This is a genomic window from Trinickia sp. (genome assembly GCF_051961175.1).
Lineage (GTDB): Bacteria > Pseudomonadota > Gammaproteobacteria > Burkholderiales > Burkholderiaceae > Trinickia.
In genome coordinates, this window is the sequence record NZ_JBQCDN010000219.1 from 19345 (window position 1) to 34853 (window position 15509).

General features: G+C 64.2%; 17 protein-coding genes. 9 read left to right on the forward strand and 8 right to left on the reverse strand.

Annotated elements, in window-relative coordinates; genetic code table 11:
- Window positions 1-69: 69 nt before the first annotated feature.
- Together ACTHL0_RS12985 and ACTHL0_RS12990 are read right to left on the reverse strand one after the other, a co-directional pair.
- Window positions 70-1059, reverse strand: coding sequence for a phosphoribosyltransferase (locus ACTHL0_RS12985; protein ID WP_440567152.1), 990 nt, complete (start codon window positions 1057-1059; stop codon window positions 70-72).
- 185 nt (window positions 1060-1244) lie between these two features.
- On the reverse strand, window positions 1245-1943 hold the full coding sequence (locus ACTHL0_RS12990) for an aspartate/glutamate racemase family protein (RefSeq protein ID WP_440567153.1): 699 nt from the start codon (window positions 1941-1943) through the stop codon (window positions 1245-1247).
- Between the two features lie 75 nt (window positions 1944-2018).
- On the opposite strand from ACTHL0_RS12990, the gene ACTHL0_RS12995 reads away from it, so the two are divergent.
- The 6 genes from ACTHL0_RS12995 to ACTHL0_RS13020 all read left to right on the forward strand — a co-directional run bounded on the left by ACTHL0_RS12995 (window position 2019) and on the right by ACTHL0_RS13020 (window position 6751).
- Window positions 2019-2852, forward strand: coding sequence for a helix-turn-helix domain-containing protein (locus ACTHL0_RS12995; protein WP_440567154.1), 834 nt, complete (start codon window positions 2019-2021; stop codon window positions 2850-2852).
- Between the two features lie 172 nt (window positions 2853-3024).
- The gene (flhD, locus tag ACTHL0_RS13000) at window positions 3025-3342 is read left to right on the forward strand and encodes a flagellar transcriptional regulator FlhD (protein ID WP_440567155.1); all 318 of its coding nucleotides are present in this window, start codon (window positions 3025-3027) and stop codon (window positions 3340-3342) included.
- A gap of 12 nt (window positions 3343-3354) precedes the next feature.
- Window positions 3355-3879: a flagellar transcriptional regulator FlhC gene (flhC, locus tag ACTHL0_RS13005; protein WP_440567156.1), complete on the forward strand. Its 525-nt coding sequence runs from the start codon at window positions 3355-3357 to the stop codon at window positions 3877-3879.
- 275 nt (window positions 3880-4154) lie between these two features.
- Complete coding sequence (locus tag ACTHL0_RS13010; protein WP_440567157.1) at window positions 4155-5303, forward strand: acyl-CoA dehydrogenase family protein; 1149 nt, start codon at window positions 4155-4157, stop codon at window positions 5301-5303.
- Between the two features lie 45 nt (window positions 5304-5348).
- Entirely contained in the window at window positions 5349-5753 is a 405-nt protein-coding gene (locus ACTHL0_RS13015) for a thioesterase family protein (protein WP_440567158.1), read from the forward strand.
- A gap of 14 nt (window positions 5754-5767) precedes the next feature.
- A complete protein-coding gene (locus ACTHL0_RS13020) occupies window positions 5768-6751 on the forward strand; it encodes an NAD(P)H-dependent flavin oxidoreductase (RefSeq protein WP_440567159.1) in 984 nt (327 codons plus the stop codon).
- 18 nt (window positions 6752-6769) lie between these two features.
- Here ACTHL0_RS13020 and ACTHL0_RS13025 read toward each other — a convergent pair whose 3' ends face one another.
- Genes ACTHL0_RS13025 through ACTHL0_RS13045 form a run of 5 tightly spaced genes read right to left on the reverse strand, consistent with a single transcriptional unit; the run spans window position 6770 to window position 10396 of the window.
- Complete coding sequence (locus tag ACTHL0_RS13025) at window positions 6770-7120, reverse strand: DUF1330 domain-containing protein (RefSeq protein WP_440567160.1); 351 nt, start codon at window positions 7118-7120, stop codon at window positions 6770-6772.
- Window positions 7121-7122: 2 nt separating this feature from the next.
- Window positions 7123-7473: a non-heme iron oxygenase ferredoxin subunit gene (locus ACTHL0_RS13030; protein WP_440567161.1), complete on the reverse strand. Its 351-nt coding sequence runs from the start codon at window positions 7471-7473 to the stop codon at window positions 7123-7125.
- A gap of 12 nt (window positions 7474-7485) precedes the next feature.
- Window positions 7486-8013 carry an aromatic-ring-hydroxylating dioxygenase subunit beta gene (locus ACTHL0_RS13035; protein WP_440567162.1) on the reverse strand — a complete coding sequence of 176 codons (528 nt, stop codon included), beginning with the start codon at window positions 8011-8013 and terminating at the stop codon, window positions 7486-7488.
- Complete coding sequence (locus tag ACTHL0_RS13040) at window positions 8014-9273, reverse strand: Rieske 2Fe-2S domain-containing protein (protein WP_440567163.1); 1260 nt, start codon at window positions 9271-9273, stop codon at window positions 8014-8016.
- Between the two features lie 13 nt (window positions 9274-9286).
- Window positions 9287-10396 (reverse strand): 3-deoxy-7-phosphoheptulonate synthase, encoded by a 1110-nt coding sequence (locus tag ACTHL0_RS13045; RefSeq protein ID WP_440567164.1) that lies wholly within the window; start codon window positions 10394-10396, stop codon window positions 9287-9289.
- A 204-nt stretch (window positions 10397-10600) separates the two neighbouring features.
- Here ACTHL0_RS13045 and ACTHL0_RS13050 point away from each other — a divergent pair, with 204 nt between their 5' ends.
- On the forward strand, window positions 10601-11026 hold the full coding sequence (locus tag ACTHL0_RS13050; RefSeq protein WP_440567165.1) for an acyl-CoA thioesterase: 426 nt from the start codon (window positions 10601-10603) through the stop codon (window positions 11024-11026).
- A gap of 289 nt (window positions 11027-11315) precedes the next feature.
- Here the strand turns inward: ACTHL0_RS13050 and ACTHL0_RS13055 are convergent, their stop codons facing one another.
- Window positions 11316-11855, reverse strand: coding sequence for a cytochrome b (locus tag ACTHL0_RS13055; RefSeq protein WP_440567166.1), 540 nt, complete (start codon window positions 11853-11855; stop codon window positions 11316-11318).
- 386 nt (window positions 11856-12241) lie between these two features.
- Here ACTHL0_RS13055 and ACTHL0_RS13060 point away from each other — a divergent pair, with 386 nt between their 5' ends.
- Both ACTHL0_RS13060 and ACTHL0_RS13065 read left to right on the forward strand, forming a co-directional pair.
- Window positions 12242-12607, forward strand: coding sequence for a BON domain-containing protein (locus tag ACTHL0_RS13060; RefSeq protein ID WP_440567167.1), 366 nt, complete (start codon window positions 12242-12244; stop codon window positions 12605-12607).
- Between the two features lie 98 nt (window positions 12608-12705).
- Window positions 12706-15303, forward strand: coding sequence for a glucose/quinate/shikimate family membrane-bound PQQ-dependent dehydrogenase (locus ACTHL0_RS13065; protein WP_440567168.1), 2598 nt, complete (start codon window positions 12706-12708; stop codon window positions 15301-15303).
- The last annotated feature ends 206 nt before the right edge of the window (window positions 15304-15509 follow it).

The window sequence follows — 15509 nt, forward strand, 5'->3', positions numbered from 1 at the left end:
TCAATCGGCCCCGCGGTAAGGCAGATGCGCGCGAGCCGCCACGAACGCGGCTGGCCCGGCGCATTGGAGCTAGACGGCCGGCACCGCCTGAGCAGGCACGGCTTCGCCGGACGTCTCCCAGCGATGCGCGGAGACGAGCTGCCCCGTGCCGTCGGCCGCATTCCACCAGATGACGCGCATGAGCGGTGCGAGCTGCGCGATATGGATCGCCTGCACCGGATCGCTTTCGACAAAATGCGTGCACGACAGCGCGACAGCCGCCTGCGCCTTATGCGCGGCGACCTCGTGCGGACGATCGCCGTGGCGCGCGGGATCACGCATGACGAGCTGCGGCGCGTCGAATCCGTGGCGCATCAGCCAAACGACGGTGCGGGCGCGGTCCATCTCGGGGCGGCCGGTGACAATCGCCTTCGTGCGGGTGAAATCGATGCCCGGCAAGCGCTCGAACGGCACCAGGGCGTCGCGCTCGGCCAGGGCCGCGGCCAGATCCGCCTCGTAATGCTGCGGTGCGACGTCGGGCAGCAAGATGCCATCGAGATCGATCCCGTAGACAGCGAACTCATGATCCTGGCCGATCGCCCCTTGCGTGCCGGCTCGCGTGCGCTGCCACGCATCCCGGTAATCGTCGGTATAAGCGTGGCGTTCCCATGGGAACAATACGAAATAACCCCGCGCATCGAGCCCGTAATCGGGCCGGATCCGGCTCAACTCGTCGAAGCCGGCCACGAGTGTCCTGACCTCGAGCCCGTGGCCCCGCAGGAAAGCAAGGCAGTCTTCCAGGGTGTTGCCCGCACCGGCGATGTCCTCGCACACGAGCACTTTGCTGCCCGCGCTCGGCACCGGTATCGACGAGTCCCACGTCACCTTGCGCGTAGCACGTTCGTAGCGCAGGAACGCGGGCGGCACACCGATCGCATGCGACGCCATCAATGCGAGCGGCCCGCCGCCGCGCAGGACGCCGACCGCGCATGCAAAGCCCTCGGCCGCCAGCTCCGGCTGCAGCGAGGGGATCCATTGATCGATCTGATCGTACGTCAATGGGAGTATCGGTTTGTGCATTGCGAGGATAGCGGCCTGGAGATGTGGCAGCGCTTCGAAAGCAAGCGCCGGGGCACCTCATTATTCCCAATAGGCGTCCACTCGTCCATCAAGTGCACGGGGGGCCGCCATCGTCGCGCCGTGCGGCGGGCATTCCTTTCAGCGGGCTTTCCGGTTGCCGGTCACGCATTCGGTCATGCACGGGGTCATCCCTCGTTTAACGCAAATTCAAGCGCCGCCAGGGCGTGGAGTTGGGTGGTGTCGAGTATCGGAAGCGGACTATCTTCTTGCGAGATCAATAGCATGATCTCTGTGCACCCGAGCACGATCGCCTGCGCGCCGCGCGCCGCCAATGACTCGATCACCTCGACGTACTTCCGGCGCGACGCGTCGCTCACGATGCCCGCGCAAAGCTCGTCATAGATGACGCGATGAACCAGATCGCATTGCGCATCCGACGGCACGCTCATCTGCACGTCATAATGCTCGCGCAGATAGTCGATCAAGAACGGCTGCCGCATCGTGAAGCCCGTACCGAGCAAGCCGACACGATTCCACCCCCGGCCGCGGCATGCCTGGCCGACGGGATCGCCGATATGAAGGAATGGCACCGGCACGCTGCCCGCGATGGCATCGGCCACCTTGTGCATCGTATTCGTACACAAGACGATGCAATCGGCCCCACCCGCGTGCAGGCGCCGCGCCGCATCCTGCAGGATCGCCGCCGCGTCTTTCCAGCGGCCGTCGCGCTGTGCCTGCTCGATGGGGCCGAAGTCGACGCTGTACATGAGGATCTGCGCCGAGCGTAAAGGGCCGAGGCGCGCTCTGGCCGCCTGGTTCAGGATTCGATAGTATTCGGCGGAAGACTCCCAGCTCATTCCACCGATCAAGCCGATTGTGCGCATCGTCGTTGCCTCCAAGGTTGTGGAGCGACGAAGATGCCCCGGCGGTGTCGGTACCGTCTATCAAGAAATTTCATCGTGACTGCCGGCCCGTTGAACCACGCCGGCCCGCGCATCGGTCAACCGGTTTCGTTGGCCGGCGGCCGGCTGACGCTGCAATTGTTCCCGCGTGCGCCTTACAGCGCGTGCGATCCCGCGCAGCTAGCGTCGATCGGCATCGCGCTCGAGCGGCAAACGGGCGTGCATGCCATCGGCTCGGACCGGCGCGAATCGTTCGATCGATGGCCCGGCACACTCGCGCTCACGCCGGCGGGCGTCGATGTGTTTTCCGAGTCTGCGATCGGGGGCGAATATCTCGTACTGCGATGCGAGGCCGAACCGGGCCACCCAGCTCAAACGCGCGTTTGCTTCGGCGGGGCACGGGAAGCGTTCGCGCTGGCGCGCGCGATCCGGCGCACATTGACGGCACCGGTGTTCGACGAAGGGCTGATAGAAGATCTGGCCTGGCGTCTGGCTGCATCGGCGCCGGCCTCACCGCACACCGCACCGGCCCGCCGCGCCGATCGCTCGCGCTACGCGCGCGTCCTGGCGCACATTGCCGAGGCCTACGAGCAACCGCTCGTGCTCGATGAACTGGCCGCGCTTGCCGGGCAGCCGCCTCTCACCTTCCTTCGCGGCTTCACGGCGGCGGTGGGGATGACCCCGCATGCGTACCTCACCGAGCAACGTCTGCAGGCGGCTCGGCGCCTGATGACCGACGCGCGCCTCGCGCTAACGGACATCGCTCTGGCGTGCGGTTTCTCACATCAGTCGCACTTCGGCGACGCCTTCAAACGCGCGTTCGGCCTCACGCCCGCGCAGTACCGCCGCTTGTTCGCCCGATCTGCGCAAACGGTATGCCCGCGCACGTAGGAAAACGCTGACATTCGACAGCGGCGCGGACGACATCATGTTCCGACGCCGCTGATTGGTGCCGGCAACAATCTGAACAATACTTCCATCCGACGCACGCACCCATGCAGCCGGTTCGCACCGGCGCCCGTCAGAGACGCGTGCCATCCGATTCCCCGCCTCGGAGGCTAGAGTGGACGAACGCGAAGTGCTCGAAACGGTACGCGAGATCAACCTGTCGTATCTGATGCTTGCGCAGCACATGCTCAACGAGGACTACGCCGAAGGTCTGTTCAAGCTCGGCCTGTCGTCGCAGATGGCCGATCTGATCCATACCCTTTCGCCTGCGCAAACGATCAAGCTCTCGCAATCCGAGGACATCGTCTGCGACTTCCGCTTCGATGACGCCGCGATGCTGTCGGCATTGACGACTGTCGATAAGGGGCTCGATGCCACCGCCACGCACGCGGCGATCTTGCTTGCCGCGCTGCCTGCCCGCCAATTCGCCTGACAGGAGATCACCGTGCCGAAGACGAGCCTGATCGAAGAAGCGCACGAAGTCTCGCGCGCCGTCGCATTGATCGAACTGGGCGCCCGCATGCAGGTGCTCGAATCCGAACTCTCGCTCTCGCGCGAGCGGCTGATTCGCCTGTATCGCGAAGTCAAGTCGGAATCGCCGCCGAAGGGCATGCTGCCCTCGTCTGCAGACTGGTATATGACGTGGCAGGCCAACATTCACGCTTCGCTGTTCTATCACACGTATTCGTTCCTGAAGGACGAAGCGCGTTGCTCGCACGTCGAAGCACTGACGAAGGGATACCGTCTCTACCGCGAACACTGCACGAACAGCGGGTTGGACGTGCATTTGGATCTGACGCGCGCCTGGTCGCTCGTACGCTTCTTCAATGGCGGCATTCTCGAGATGCATCAGTGCTGCCGCTGTAAGGGCAAGTTCGTTTCATACAAGCACGACCTGCCCCGCGCGAAAGCGTGCGTGATGTGCCAGCCGCCTTCGCGCGCCGGCAAGAAGGCGAAGGCGCTGAACTGAGCGCGAGGCGCTGGCCCCTCTGCTCCATGCAGCCCACACCAGCACCGCGTGAGACCCGATTCGCGAGCGCATGCGGCGCACCGTACGGCCGGCCCTACGAAACGCTTGCCTCAAAACGTCAGGTCCTAACGGAGGCCGACGCTTCACGTGCATGAAGCGCGCGCACCGCATGCGAGCACCCGCGCCGATCGATCCGCGTACGAGAGAAATGACAGTTTCTCGCGTACGCCGATTTGATTAGATTAGCGTCACTTCAAACGTGACTCGCGGCGACCATGAACTCTGCAGCCAACGTGACCTCCTCGTCTGTCGCGGAAAAGTTTCGCGACATTGCGCAATCGTGCCGGCCCGATCTGCGGGCGGGTCATTTCGCGTGGGACGCGTGGCGCGCATTGACCGGCGCCGGCCTCTGGCGCTTGCCCGTACCCGAGAATCTGGGCGGTACCGGCGGCACCTGGACGCAGTTCGTCGAAGCGTTCGAGGCGATCGTCTCGACGCTGCGTTCAGTCGGCTTCGCGATGGCGCTCGCCAACCAGGCAACGTTGATTCGCGCCCTGCTCGCGCACGGCTCGCCCGCGCAACTCGATCGCCATCTCCCGTGCCTGCTCGACGGCGCTGTCGGCGCGACGGCCATTTCGGAGAAAGGCACCGGCACGGAGGTGCGCGCGCTCGAAACCCGCCTGACGCACGATGGCAACGATTATCGGCTGGACGGTCACAAGTACAACATCAGTCACGCGCCCAACGCACAGTTGGTACTCGTCGTCGCATCCTGCTCGCACCACGAGAAGCGGGCAACGGCGCTCGTCCTGCTCGATCCCGCCCGCGACGGCGTCGGCCGCACGGCGCCGCAGGAAACGCTGGGCGTGACCGATCTTCCGATCGGCGACATCACGTTCTCGAACGTCGGCATCGGCGCGCACGAACTGCTCGGCGAGCCTGCCGCCGGGCTCAAATTGCTGATGGACATCGCGTCGATGAACCGCGCGCTGTTCGGGCTCTTGTGCGCCGACGTCGTTCGACCGTTTCTCAGCGATGCGCTGGCCTACGTTGCCGCGCGTGCGACGCTCGGCGCCACGCTCGATACGCATCAGCACGTGCAGCGGCGCCTCGTCGAAATCGAAATCGGCGCGCAGCGTTCGCGCTGGATGGCACTCAGTGCCCTCGATCAATTGCTATCGCAGCATCCGGCAGCGCTGGCCAATTGTTCGATCGCCAAGCTCGGCGGAGCGCGAGACCTCGCACAAGCCGCATTGCATCTGCTCGCGATTCACGGCAGCGACGGCTACCGCCGCGGCGCGCTCGCGACATTCGTCGCCGATGCGCTGGCGATGGGATCGGCGGGCGGCACAGAGGAAATGCACAGCCGCAATATTTTCAGCCAGATGCAGCGTACGGCGGCCGCGACGGCCGCAATCCGATAAGTCTCGATTTCCCCCGCTTTCCTCTACCCGACCAAGGAGTCTCAGTTGACTATCCAGCCAGGGCTGAGCGCCCGCGCGACGCATCGCGTCGATACGATTTCTCTCGCCGATCAATGGGGCGGGCAAGCGCACGCACTGGCGAGCCCGATCATGATCATCTTCATCGAGCAAACCTGCATGAAGGCCACCGATCATCTGCTTCCCGCCGGTCAAATGACGGTCGGCTACCACTTCGAGATCCAGCATCTCGCGCCGACGCCGCCCGAATGGGAAGTGACGGTCGACGCCGAACTGATCGAAGTCGACGGCCGCATGATGACCTATCGCATTTCGGTGCGCGATGCCGTGGGCGTGGTAGGCGAAGGCATCCACACGCGTTGCGCGGTCAGCAGCGCCGGCTTTCATCAGCGGCTGAGCGAGCGGCGCAACAGCGCCGCGCTGGCCCAGTAACGCGAGAGGAGACCATGACGACGCCCGCCCCCCTTCAATCGCTGCGGCTGCCTGTGATCGCATCGCCGATGCTGATCGCAAGCTATCCCGAGATGGTCCTGGCTCAGTGCAAAAGCGGGATCGTCGGCGCGTTCCCCTCGCTGAACGCGCGCTCGAGCGCACAGCTCGACGATTGGCTCGCAATGATCGACGCCGAGCTGAGGACGCATCGCAGCGCGTTCCCGCATGCGGCGGCCGGCCCCTACGCGGTCAACCACATCTGCCATCCGTCGAACACGCGGCTCGAAGCCGATCTGCGCGTCTCGATCGATCGACGTGTGCCGGTCATGATCACGAGCCTGCGCGCACCGGCGCGCGAGATAGTCGACGAAGTGCAGCGTCACGGCGGCATCGTCTTGCACGACGTCACGACGATACGGCATGCCGAGAAGGCGCTCGAAGCCGGCGTGGACGGATTGATCCTCGTGGCGGCCGGGGCCGGTGGCCATGCGGGCACGCTCTCGCCGTTCGCGCTCGTGCCCGAGGTCCGGCGCTTTTACTCAGGCTTCGTCGCGCTGGCAGGCGCCATTGCGACGGGCGACGCCATTGCCTCCGCGCGTGCGCTCGGGGCCGATTGCGCGTATATCGGCACGCGCTTCATCGCCTCGCGCGAAGCGAACGTCGTGACGCGCTACAAGGACACGATCGTCGAGGCAACGGCCGCCGACATCGTCTATACGGATGCCTTCACCGGCGTGCACGGCAACTATCTGCGCCAAAGCATCGAGGCGGCCGGCATCGATCCCCGCAAGCTGACGCGGGTGGAAGGGGCGGAGATGGACTTTTCTCCGGAGTCGGGCGCCAAGCGGTGGCGCGACATCTGGGGGGCGGGGCAAGGCGTCGGATCGATGGACGCGGTGTTGACCGTGGCTCAGATCGTCGATCGGCTCGACGACGAATACCGCGCGGCGATCGCGCGGCTTCAACCGTCGGCGCATTCGACGCCTCTCGATCGTTAAGAGACAGCCCAACGGCCCTCAGACTGCCTCCCCTCCCGATACAGACGATGAAACCGGCGACGACGCGAATGACGACGCGCTCGCGTAGCCCTCGGCAAGAATGCCGATCGTATGCGCGGCCCGCTCGCGGATTCGCTTCGCGTCCTGATAGGACGCCGATCGATACCAGGCACGCGCACGCTCGGCCGTCTCGAACTCGAGCACGATCACGCGCTTAGGTGCCCAGTCGCCCTCAAGCATCTCGGTTTCGCCGCCGCGCACGAGGAAGCGCCCGCCGAACGCGGCGACGGTCGGCGCGCCGATGCGCCGGTAATCCTCGTAGGCGTCGGCATCGTGCACGTCGATGTCGAAAATGACGAATGCAGACATGGTCAGATTCCCGATTGGAGCGAGGCGTCGGACGTCTCGGCCTCGAATTGCAGAAAGACGCGTCCGACTTCGATCTTCACGGGATAGGTGCGGATGCAGCCCGTCACGGGCGCGCACATCGCCATGCCGCTCCGCACGCTGAAGCGTCCCTGGTGAAGCGGACACTCGATCTCGTCGTCGAGCAGGAACCCGTCGCTCAAGCGTGCCTCGCCATGCGTGCATCGATTATCGGTCGCGAAGATTTCATTGCCGACCGCGAACAGCGCGATGTCATGCCCCTCGACGTATACCCCGGCCAGCCCATCGGCACACACGACGTCCCGATCGATGACGTCGATCCACTCGTTGCGCATGGCTTGCTCCCGTTAGATGGGATAGATGATGGAATTCGGCACCATCTCGCTGTCGTACACGCAGATGCGCGATTCGAAACGCAGCCCGCGCTGGGTACGGCGGATGCGATCGAGATACACGCCCGCGTTGTACACGTCCGTTGCCTGCTCCGATTTCGTGCGCAATACCGCGTAGTTCGTCCGCGCCTCGAGGATCGAATCGTCTAGACAGGTAACGAGCGGCGTACCGATGATGTGACGCTGGTAGTACGGATCGAAGAACAGCGTTTCTTTGATGCTGTACACGCGATCCTTCAGCATGCCCTTGCTTTCGAAGGCGAGCAGCGCAAGCGGAAGACGCCGTTCGTGATTCTCGCGCGGCACGATTTCGTAGCGGCATACGTCTTCGAAGAACTCGGGCCAGGCATCCCAATCGCCCGAATCAAGCGCCGCTGCATAGCGTGCGTTCATCTCGACAAGCGCGTAATAATCCGCGAAGCTCACCTGCGCCACTTGCTGTGCCGGCGTCTGCACTTGAGTCAACGTTGCGGCCTTCGTCATTTAACCCTCCATCACTTTGCGCCAGTACTCGTACATGCCGCGCACGAGCGTTTCGCTCACCATGTGATCGGTGTGATCGTCGACCTGACGTCCGCCAAGCTCGTTGTACACGTTGCCCTCCGGGATACGGTCGAAGTTCTGCTGCACGCATTCGATCACTTCGCCGTCGTCCGCCGACACGAAGCCCGCCGGGCCGAACAGGTTGGCCTGACGCAGACGGCGGCGCGTCATGTCCTCGTCATCGGTTTCGAAACCGAAGTGCGTCCAGACATAATCGAATACGCCGGGGCTCACCGGACGGATCCGCCGCGTGGACAATGCGTTGACCTGCTGCTGGATGATGACGCTCGGCATCAGCGTCAGCATGACGACAGTGGGGTCCCCCCACCAGGGCTCGTGAACGACGTCGAGGAACCGATCGTCGTGCAGCGTCATGCGTTCCTTGAAGCTCGTCACGTTGTGGGTGACTTCACCGCCACCGCCGCCACTGCGAATCGAGATCATCGCGCCATGCCGATGATGCGCGTCGGTCACGAGTTCGGCCGGATTGTCGGCGCGCCACAGTCCGAAGTTGACGAACCACGTGTGCAGCAGCCCCGCGTGATAGGGATCCTTGATGTTCTCGACCATCAGCTTCCAGTTGCTCGGCACGCGTTGACGCGTATAGCCGAGCAGCGTCAGCTTCGGGCCGTGAAAGAGACGGTCGTAATAATGCAAAATCTTGGGGCCGAGAAAATCCTCGAACGATTCGACGTCTTGATCGAACGACGCGAACACCGCGCCGCCGCGCGTCGAGACGCGCAGCCGGCGCAACGCGTGCTGCCCCGGATCGAAATCGAGCGGCATGCCGCCGTTGACCCTGCCGGCTTGCCGGACGCCGCGTCGAAACGGGACCCCGATCAAGTTGCCTTTCAGGTCGTAGTTCCACTGGTGATAGGGGCAGTGGAAGTCCTTCGCCTTACCGGCCCGCTCGCGGCAAAACTGCATGCCGCGATGCGCGCAGGCATTTTCGAACACCACCACCTCGCCGTCCCCGGCGCGCGTCATGACGACCGAGCGCTCGCCCACTTCCGCACGCTGGAAGTCGCCCGGCGAGGGCACCTCGGCCTCGAGGCCGATGTAGCACCAGTGCTTCGAGTAAAACAAGCGCTCCAGCTCGCGCTGATAAAGCGCGTCGCTCGTATAGGCCGCGAACGGCGTGCGGCTCGCGCCCGCCCCCTTCCAGTCGAGGGTCTGGGCAATATCGTTCGGTGAGTTCAAGGCAGCTCCTTTTTTAGCAGGAAACGGCGTCGATCGCGATGCCGGGCATGCGCCGCGCCACGAAGCCGACGTGGGACCGCCGGCGTGCCGCGACCGCGGCGGAAAGCTGCTCGATGACTCGAGCCGTATCGTTCCAGCCAAGACACGCGTCCGTCACGCTTTGCCCGAAAACGAGCGGGCGGCCCGGCACGATGTCTTGCCGCCCTTCGACGAGAAACGATTCGATCATCACGCCCGCGATCGCTCGCTGGCCGTCCGTCAGTTGCGAGGCCAGGTTTTCGCAGACGTCGAGTTGCGCACGCGCTTGTTTGCCGCTATTGCCGTGGCTGGCATCGACGACGAGGAACGGCGGCAAATGCGCATCGCGCAGCGCCGCGCAAACGCCTGCGATGCTTTGTGTGTCGTAGTTCGGTGTCTTCCCGCCGCGCAGCACCACATGCGTATGCGGATTGCCCGAGGTAGCGACGACTTCGATTCCCCCCCGGTCGGCCGGTCGCAAATATCGGTGTGGGGCACGCGAGGCGAGCGCACCGTCGATCGCGATCTTCACGTTGCCATCCGAGCCGTTCTTGAAGCCGATCGGTGCGGTCAGGCCGGACGCCGTTTGGCGATGGATCTGCGACTCGGTCGTCCGCGCGCCGATGGCGCCCCACGACACGAGGTCTTCGAGATAGGGCGCGGTGATCGGATCGAGAAATTCGGTGGCGGCCGGCACGTCGAGCGCGTTGACGCCGAGCAGAATCCCCCGCGCCATCCGCAAACCCTCTTCGATGCGAAAGCTGTCGTCCAGCCAGGGATCGTTGATCAACCCCTTCCATCCGCCGCGCGTGCGCGGCTTCTCGAAGTAGACGCGCATGACGATTTCGAGCGAGTCCGCATGGCGGGCCCGCAGCGGCGCGAGCCGCCGGGCGAACTCGAATGCGGCCTGGGCGTCGTGAATCGAACAGGGCCCGACGATGAGGGCCAGCCGATCGTCGTCGCCGGCGAGGATGCGCGCGATGCGCTCGCGTGTATCGTCGACGAGCCGCGCCGACAGGCGATCGCGGGACAACTCGCTGCGTAACTGCCCCACGCTGACTACCGTCGTCCCGCCCGCGGACGATGCTTGAACCGATCTATCCATGTTGACGCTCCGCTCTTCGTTTCGCATTGCCGATTTACGGCGGCAATTAGAACTTGATAAGCGTCAACGTGATACTGTCATTTATAGCAGAATCAAAAATCCTGCAAACGTCTGCCATTTCCGACAGTTTCGGCAATCGAAAAATGACATTAAATTCCCTCACGCCTAAGGTCGATCTCGACTTCACCACCGTGGGAGTGCGTTATGACGAAGAAATGCTACGAAACCAATATCGCCGTAAAGTATCGGGAAACGGATGCCACGGGGCACGTCAGCAGCCCCGTATACTACGATTATCTGCAACACGCCTACCTCACCTACATGCACGACCTGCTGCGCTTGCCATTTTCGGAAAAGCTGCCGCATATCATGGTTAAGACGTCGTGCGAATACCTGAAGCCCGCGCAATACGGCGACACCATTACGGTGCGCACAAGTGTGACGCGGTTCGGCTCGAAGAGCTTCGAATTGGAGCATTTGATGGTCCGGGACGGCGCCGGCCAGGATGAAGACGTCATCGTCGCACGGGCCTATTCGACGCACGTCATGTACGACTATCAAAATCACTCGACGAAAGCCGTTCCCGAAGAATTCAAGACCCGCATACTCTCGTTCCAGGGTGCCATTTGATGTCGGACACCGGGGCGCCGGCCGGCGCCCCGTCGTTCACGATTGACAGACGAATTCGATCAAGCTCCGCTGTATCGCTTTGACTACGGCGTTCGTCTTGTTCGACGCGCCGAGCTTCAAGTGACGGCGCAGATGAGCACGCCTTCGTCGTTCGCCGGCTATGACTTCGGGCCGAACAGCGTATGGGCGATGCCGGCCGGAACGGCCCACCCCGTCTTGCATTGGCAACTGCAGGGAGCAAACGGGGGGGGAGGACGACGCAGGCAGGGGCGACTTCTGGCCGGTCCGATCACCACGTGATACGTTGAAGCACCTTGTCCTTGCGCACGAAGCGATGGAACAGCGCGGCGCCGATATGCATGCCGATGAGCGCCAGCAGCACCCACGCGAGTGCGCTATGGACATCGCCCATCGCGTGGCCGATGGTCGAACCCGTAGGTGCGAGCGCCGGCAATTGCAGCGCGCCGAAGAGCTTGATCGCCCAGCCGCGAGACGACGCGTTCGCCCAGCCCAGCACGGGCACGGCAATCAGTGCGGCGTAGAGCAGAAAGTGAGTGGCGCGCGAAACGGTATCCATGAGCGGCGGCAGCGCCGTCGGCGGCGGCCGGTGCGTGAGACGCCACGCGACGCGCACGGCCATCGCCGCGATCAGCGCCGCGCCGGTTGCCAGGTGCCAGGCGATGAGATCGACCGGCTGCGTATCGCGATGCACATCCGGCATCGTCCAGCCCAGCACGAATTGCGCAGCGACGAGCGCGACGATCAGCCAATGAAGAACGCGCGCAACGAGCCCGTAACGCTCGCGGTCATGATGCGGAATGCGGGACATGGCTTTGCCTCGAATAGTCCAATTGGCGTGCATCTTGCCTTAGAAGCCTTACCCGAAGCTTAAGGAGACGGCTACGACGCAGCCGGGATGGCCGTTCCTTTCCCGCCTCACCCACCGTCCTGCGGTCCCTTCCACCCAGGCTCAAACCGGGGTAAACGCCGCACTTGGTCACGATCTGGAAGCTGGACGTGCGCAAAAACCGCCGGACGACGCCCGGCCGGGTACATGGCTTGCGGTCCCCGCCGTTGGAGCCGCGTCATGGCGTAGCGCGTTCGGCAGACGCTCGGTATCGGGCCGCCACGACGCAAAGCGGTGAACGATTGCGCGGGTGGATCGCCGACAGCCGGCCGCTCCGAGATCGGCTTGTAATTCAGGGGGGGACCGAAATGAAAATCCAGGCATTGATACGCCCGGGGCTTTGCCTCTCGTTCGTGCTCGCGGCGGGTGGGGCGTGGGGCCAAGCCGGCTCGGAAGCTGTGCCGCCGAAAGTCGCGCCGCAGAGCCTGACCGTGCCTTCGCAGGGCAGCGGCTTGAGCGATAGCGTCATTACCGCACGCGCGAAGGCGGCCCTCATGAGTGCCGGCCACGTGCACGCCAGCCACGTGCATGTGACGACCACGGGCGGCGTGGTCACGCTCACGGGCCATGTCGCACACGCTGCGGAAAAACAGGCGGCCGGAGACACGGTGCAAAAGCTCGATGGGGTCACCGCTGTGCATAACGCGCTAGTCGTAGACGGCGCCGACAAGTAAGCGCCGCCCCGACATCGCGGCGCCCAGCCCGGTTCGACGTTCTTCGCGCTGCCGAGCCCATTCCCTCAATCGTCATTCAGGCGGAGTTCGAGTCCATCATGTCCACCGCATCCCGTACCCGGCCCGTTCTCAACATACTGTCCGTCATCTTCTGCGGGCTGACGGCGCTTTATCTGATCGTCGGGGGCGCATGGCTGCTCGTCGTGGGCGGTTCGCCGTACTACGTCGCGACGGGCCTCGTGCTGCTGGTCGTCGCCTGGCTCATCGGGCTGCGGCACCCGGGTGCCTTCATGCTCTATGCGCTCGTGCTCGCCGGCACGGCCGGGTGGGCACTGTGGGAATCGGGCCCGGACTTCTGGGCGCTCGTTCCGCGCTCGGATGTGCTCGTCATTTTTGGCATCTGGTTGCTGCTGTTCGTCAGCCCCTCGCTGCTGCCGCCACGCGGCACGGCCATCGGCGTACTGGTGGTCGCGCTCGCGCTCTGGGGCGGCGTGCTCGTCTATGCCTGGTTCAACGATCCGCAGACGATCAACCGTACGCTGAATGCGCAGTCCGCACCACCCGCGTCCTCCGCCTCCGCTGCCTCGAGCGGAGCCGACTGGCCCGAGTACGGCCGCACACCGCAAGGTACGCGCTATTCGCCGCTCGCCCAGATCACGCCGGACAACGTCAAGCACCTCACCGTTGCGTGGATCTTTCGCACGGGCGATACGAAAGGCCCGAACGATCCCGTGGAAATCACGAACGAAGTCACGCCGTTGAAGATCGGGAACATGCTTTACCTCTGCTCGCCGCATCAGATTCTGTTCGCGCTCGATGCGCAGACGGGCAAACTCAAGTGGAAGTACGATCCCAGGTTGAAGGCCGATCCTTCGTTTCAGCACGTGACCTGCCGCGGGGTCTCGTATGCGGATCTTTCGGCGAATGGCGGCGAGGAAGTTGCCGCCGCGCCTGCCAATGGAGCGGCTTCGGCTACGCCGGCTGCGCCACCGGGTGCTTCGGCCAGCTTGCCTGCATCGGCTGGCACCGACGCTTCAGCGGCCGTGCCCAGCAGCGCCGCAGACACCCCCACGAATACCGCGACCGATACCGTTGCGGCTTCGAACGCGGCGGCGGCTTCCAGCGTGGCGGCTGCGCCCGCCAGCCCCTCTGCGGCGGAGACGGCACCGGGCATGTGCACACGCCGCATTTTCCTACCGGTGAACGACGGCCATCTTTACGCGCTCGATGCGCAGACGGGCCAGCGCTGCGCGGACTTCGCCAGCAATGGCGACCTCGATCTGCAGCACGACGAGCCCGTCACGACGCCGGGCATGTACGAGCCGACTTCGCCTCCGGTCGTCACGAGTAAGGTGATCATTGTGGCCGGCTCGGTGGAGGACAACTTTTCGACACGCGAGCCATCGGGCGTGATTCGGGGCTTCGATGTGCGCACCGGCAAGCTGCTCTGGGCCTTCGACCCCGGCGCGCAGGATCCTAATGCGATCCCCGGCCCCGGTCAGCACTACACGTGGAATTCGCCGAACTCATGGGCCCCCGCCGCTTACGATCCGAAGCTCGACATCGTTTATCTGCCGATGGGCGTCTCGACGCCGGATATCTGGGGCGGCAACCGCACCCCGTTGCAGGAACGCTATGCGAGCGGGATTCTCGCTTTGCATGCATCGACGGGCCAGTTCGCATGGTTCTACCAGAGCACGCACCACGATCTGTGGGACATGGACCAACCTTCGCAGCCCACGATCGCCGACATCACGGCGGGCGACGGCAAAACCATTCCGGTCATCTACGCGCCAGCGAAGACGGGCAACCTCTACGTGCTCGATCGACGCACGGGAACCCCAGTGGTGCCAGCCCCTGAGCGCGCGGTGCCGCAGGGCGCGGCGCCTGGCGATCACGTTTCGCCGACACAACCGTTTTCCGATCTCACGTTCCGGCCCAGGAACAACCTGTCCGGCGCGGACATGTGGGGCGCCACGATGTATGACCAACTCGTGTGCCGCGTGATGTTCCATCGATTGCGTTACGAAGGCATCTACACGCCACCATCGCTGCAAGGCACGCTTGTGTTTCCGGGCAACCTCGGGATGTTCGAGTGGGGGGGTATCGCCGTCGATACCGATCGCCAGATTGCGATTGCCAACCCGATTGCGCTGCCGTTCGTATCGAGGCTTATCCCTCGCGGTCCCGGCAATCCGATGGAGCCGGTGGCCGGCGCGAAGGGCAGCGGGACGGAAGCGGGCATCCAGCCGCAATATGGCGTCCCTTATGGCGTGACGCTCAATCCGTTCCTGTCGCCGTTCGGGCTTCCATGCAAGCAGCCGGCATGGGGCTATATGTCGGCGATCGATCTCAAGACGAACCAGATCATCTGGAAAAAGCGGATCGGCACCACGCGCGACAGCTCGCCGATTCCGCTGCCGTTCAAAGTGGGGATGCCGATGCTGGGCGGGCCCATCGTGACGGCGGGCGGTGTGGCGTTTATTGGCGCGACCGCCGACAACTACTTGCGCGCCTTTGACGTCGATAACGGCAACGAGTTGTGGCGCGCGCGACTGCCCGCGGGCGGGCAGGCTACGCCGATGACGTATTCCGTCAACGGCCGTCAGTATGTGGTGATCGCGGCCGGCGGCCACGGATCGTTCGGGACAAAGTTGGGCGACTATGTCATTGCTTATGCATTGCCGAATCAGTGAGCGGGGCCTGCCTATGCAGGCGAGGCGGCGCTCGCTCGACATCGATCGTGCGCCCGCCGCGCGGGGTGCGTCGCAGGTCATGACGTGACGCATCCAGGCCAATCTTCACATAGGCGAGCGGAAACGGAGCCGGGCGAGATCGCTGCCGCCTTTTCGCACTGACTGTAGACTGACGCATTGCCTTGCGCGACTGTGCTCTGCGGACA

Coding starts and splice junctions, on each gene's coding strand:
- ACTHL0_RS12985 (WP_440567152.1), bottom strand. CDS start 1,059: ATGCACAAACCGATACTCCCATTGACGTACGATCAGATCGATCAATGG.
- ACTHL0_RS12990 (WP_440567153.1), bottom strand. CDS start 1,943: ATGCGCACAATCGGCTTGATCGGTGGAATGAGCTGGGAGTCTTCCGCC.
- ACTHL0_RS13010 (WP_440567157.1), top strand. CDS start 4,155: ATGAACTCTGCAGCCAACGTGACCTCCTCGTCTGTCGCGGAAAAGTTT.
- ACTHL0_RS13020 (WP_440567159.1), top strand. CDS start 5,768: ATGACGACGCCCGCCCCCCTTCAATCGCTGCGGCTGCCTGTGATCGCA.
- ACTHL0_RS13025 (WP_440567160.1), bottom strand. CDS start 7,120: ATGTCTGCATTCGTCATTTTCGACATCGACGTGCACGATGCCGACGCC.
- ACTHL0_RS13030 (WP_440567161.1), bottom strand. CDS start 7,473: ATGCGCAACGAGTGGATCGACGTCATCGATCGGGACGTCGTGTGTGCC.
- ACTHL0_RS13035 (WP_440567162.1), bottom strand. CDS start 8,013: ATGACGAAGGCCGCAACGTTGACTCAAGTGCAGACGCCGGCACAGCAA.
- ACTHL0_RS13045 (WP_440567164.1), bottom strand. CDS start 10,396: ATGGATAGATCGGTTCAAGCATCGTCCGCGGGCGGGACGACGGTAGTC.
- ACTHL0_RS13050 (WP_440567165.1), top strand. CDS start 10,601: ATGACGAAGAAATGCTACGAAACCAATATCGCCGTAAAGTATCGGGAA.
- ACTHL0_RS13055 (WP_440567166.1), bottom strand. CDS start 11,855: ATGTCCCGCATTCCGCATCATGACCGCGAGCGTTACGGGCTCGTTGCG.
- ACTHL0_RS13060 (WP_440567167.1), top strand. CDS start 12,242: ATGAAAATCCAGGCATTGATACGCCCGGGGCTTTGCCTCTCGTTCGTG.
- ACTHL0_RS13065 (WP_440567168.1), top strand. CDS start 12,706: ATGTCCACCGCATCCCGTACCCGGCCCGTTCTCAACATACTGTCCGTC.